Consider the following 3131-nt stretch of genomic DNA (forward strand, 5'->3'; position numbering starts at 1 on the left):
CTTATTCTTTCAAAACTAGATATTATCCAATTATCTTCTCTTGAGAACACCTTGTTTTGTACAACTTGGTTAAGTCCTCGACCGATTAGTACTGGTCCGCTCCACACCTCACGGTGCTGCTACTTCCAGCCTATCTACCTGATCATCTCTCAGGGGTCTTACTTCCATATAGGAATGGGAAATCTCATCTCGAGGCGAGTTTCACACTTAGATGCTTTCAGCGTTTATCTCATCCATACATAGCTACCCAGCGATGCGCCTGGCGGCACAACTGGTACACCAGAGGTATGTCCATCCCGGTCCTCTCGTACTAAGGACAGCTCCTCTCAAATTTCCTACGCCCGCGACGGATAGGGACCGAACTGTCTCACGACGTTCTGAACCCAGCTCGCGTACCGCTTTAATGGGCGAACAGCCCAACCCTTGGGACCGACTACAGCCCCAGGATGCGATGAGCCGACATCGAGGTGCCAAACCTCCCCGTCGATGTGGACTCTTGGGGGAGATAAGCCTGTTATCCCCAGGGTAGCTTTTATCCGTTGAGCGATGGCCCTTCCATACGGTACCACCGGATCACTAAGCCCGACTTTCGTCCCTGCTCGACCTGTCTGTCTCGCAGTCAAGCTCTCTTCTGCCTTTACACTCAGCGAATGATTTCCAACCATTCTGAGAGAACCTTTGGGCGCCTCCGTTACTTTTTAGGAGGCGACCGCCCCAGTCAAACTGCCCACCTGACACTGTCTCCCACCACGATTAGTGGTGTGGGTTAGAGTATTCACACAGCGAGGGTCGTATCCCACCAGCGCCTCACTCGAAACTAGCGTTCCGAGTTCTACGGCTCCGACCTATCCTGTACAAGCTGTGTCAACACCCAATATCAAGCTACAGTAAAGCTCCATGGGGTCTTTCCGTCCTGTCGCGGGTAACCTGCATCTTCACAGGTAATATAATTTCACCGAGTCTCTCGTTGAGACAGTGCCCAGATCGTTACGCCTTTCGTGCGGGTCGGAACTTACCCGACAAGGAATTTCGCTACCTTAGGACCGTTATAGTTACGGCCGCCGTTTACTGGGGCTTCATTTCTGGGCTTCGCCGAAGCTAACTCATCCACTTAACCTTCCAGCACCGGGCAGGCGTCAGCCCCTATACGTCATCTTACGATTTTGCAGAAACCTGTGTTTTTGATAAACAGTCGCCTGGGCCTATTCACTGCGGCTGCACTTGCGTGCAGCACCCCTTCTCCCGAAGTTACGGGGTCATTTTGCCGAGTTCCTTAACGAGAGTTCACTCGCTCACCTTAGGATACTCTCCTCGACTACCTGTGTCGGTTTGCGGTACGGGTAATTAATCACTAACTAGAAGCTTTTCTCGGCAGTGTGACATCGGATACTTCCCTACTAAAATTCGGTCCTCGTAACACCTTGTCCTTAGCGATAAGCATTTAACTCACCGCCAGACTTGATGCTTGAACGCACATTTCCAATCGTGCGCATATCGTAGCCTGCTGCGTCCCTCCATTGTTCAAACATGATTAACTAGTACAGGAATATCAACCTGTTATCCATCGCCTACGCTTCTCAGCCTCGGCTTAGGTCCCGACTAACCCTGGGAGGACGAGCCTTCCCCAGGAAACCTTAGTCATTCGGTGGATCAGATTCTCACTGATCTTTCGCTACTCATACCGGCATTCTCACTTCTAAGCGCTCCACCAGTCCTTGCGGTCTGGCTTCATTGCCCTTAGAACGCTCTCCTATCACGCAACCTATTGGTTGCATCCATAATTTCGGTAACATGCTTAGCCCCGGTAAATTTTCGGCGCAGGATCACTCGGCTAGTGAGCTATTACGCACTCTTTAAATGGTGGCTGCTTCTGAGCCAACATCCTAGCTGTCTATGCAACTCCACATCCTTTTCCACTCAGCATGTATTTAGGGACCTTAATTGATGGTCTGGGCTGTTCCCCTTTCGACGGTGGATCTTATCACTCATCGTCTGACTCCCGGATATAAATCAGTGGCATTCGGAGTTTATCTGAATTCAGTAACCCATGACGGGCCCCTAGTCCAAACAGTGGCTCTACCTCCACGATTCTTGACTCCGAGGCTAACCCTAAAGCTATTTCGGAGAGAACCAGCTATCTCCAAGTTCGTTTGGAATTTCACCGCTATCCACACCTCATCCCAGCATTTTTCAACATACACGGGTTCGGTCCTCCAGTGCGTTTTACCGCACCTTCAACCTGGACATGGATAGGTCACCTGGTTTCGGGTCTACGTCAATTTACTGAAACGCCCGTTTCAGACTCGCTTTCGCTACGGCTCCGGTCTTTCCACCTTAACCTTGCAAATTAACGTAACTCGCCGGTTCATTCTACAAAAGGCACGCTATCACCCATTAACGGGCTCTAACTAATTGTAGGCACATGGTTTCAGGAACTATTTCACTCCCCTTCCGGGGTGCTTTTCACCTTTCCCTCACGGTACTGGTTCACTATCGGTCACTAGGGAGTATTTAGCCTTGGGAGATGGTCCTCCCGGATTCCGACCACGTTTCACGTGTGTGGCCGTACTCAGGATCCTGAACTGAGGGCCAACGATTTCATCTACGGGGGTATCACCCGCTATGCCGTGCCTTCCCAGACACTTCGATTATCATTGACTTTGGTAACTCAAATGTTCAGTCCTACAACCCCAAAGAGCAAGCTCTTTGGTTTGGGCTATTCCCCGTTCGCTCGCCGCTACTTAGGGAATCGATTTTTCTTTCTCTTCCTGTGGGTACTTAGATGTTTCAGTTCCCCACGTCTGCCTCAACTTAAGTATGTATTCCCTAAGTTGTAATCATCGGTAAAGATGATTGGGTTTCCCCATTCGGAAATCTCCGGATCAAAGCTTACGTACAGCTCCCCGAAGCATATCGGTGTTAGTCCCGTCCTTCATCGGCTCCTAGTACCAAGGCATTCACCATGCGCCCTTCATAACTTAACCTAACGATTACTTCGTAATCGCTGATTAATTGAGTATTAGCGATATAAACTAATTAAAAAACTCAAAACAAAACGCAATGTTCTCGGTTTAATTATCTAATAAAATAATTAAAAGAAAATAATTGATAATATCTAGTTTTCAAAGAAC

The 3131-nt window shown here is 49.1% G+C and carries 1 rRNA gene; it reads right to left on the reverse strand.

From position 1 onward, the window contains the following. Positions 1-65 precede the first annotated feature (65 nt). Positions 66-2984, reverse strand: a 23S ribosomal RNA gene (locus tag LSE01S_RS10500). Between the last annotated feature and the right edge of the window lie 147 nt (positions 2985-3131).

The organism is Levilactobacillus senmaizukei DSM 21775 = NBRC 103853 (genome assembly GCF_001592085.1).
Taxonomy (GTDB): domain Bacteria; phylum Bacillota; class Bacilli; order Lactobacillales; family Lactobacillaceae; genus Levilactobacillus; species Levilactobacillus senmaizukei.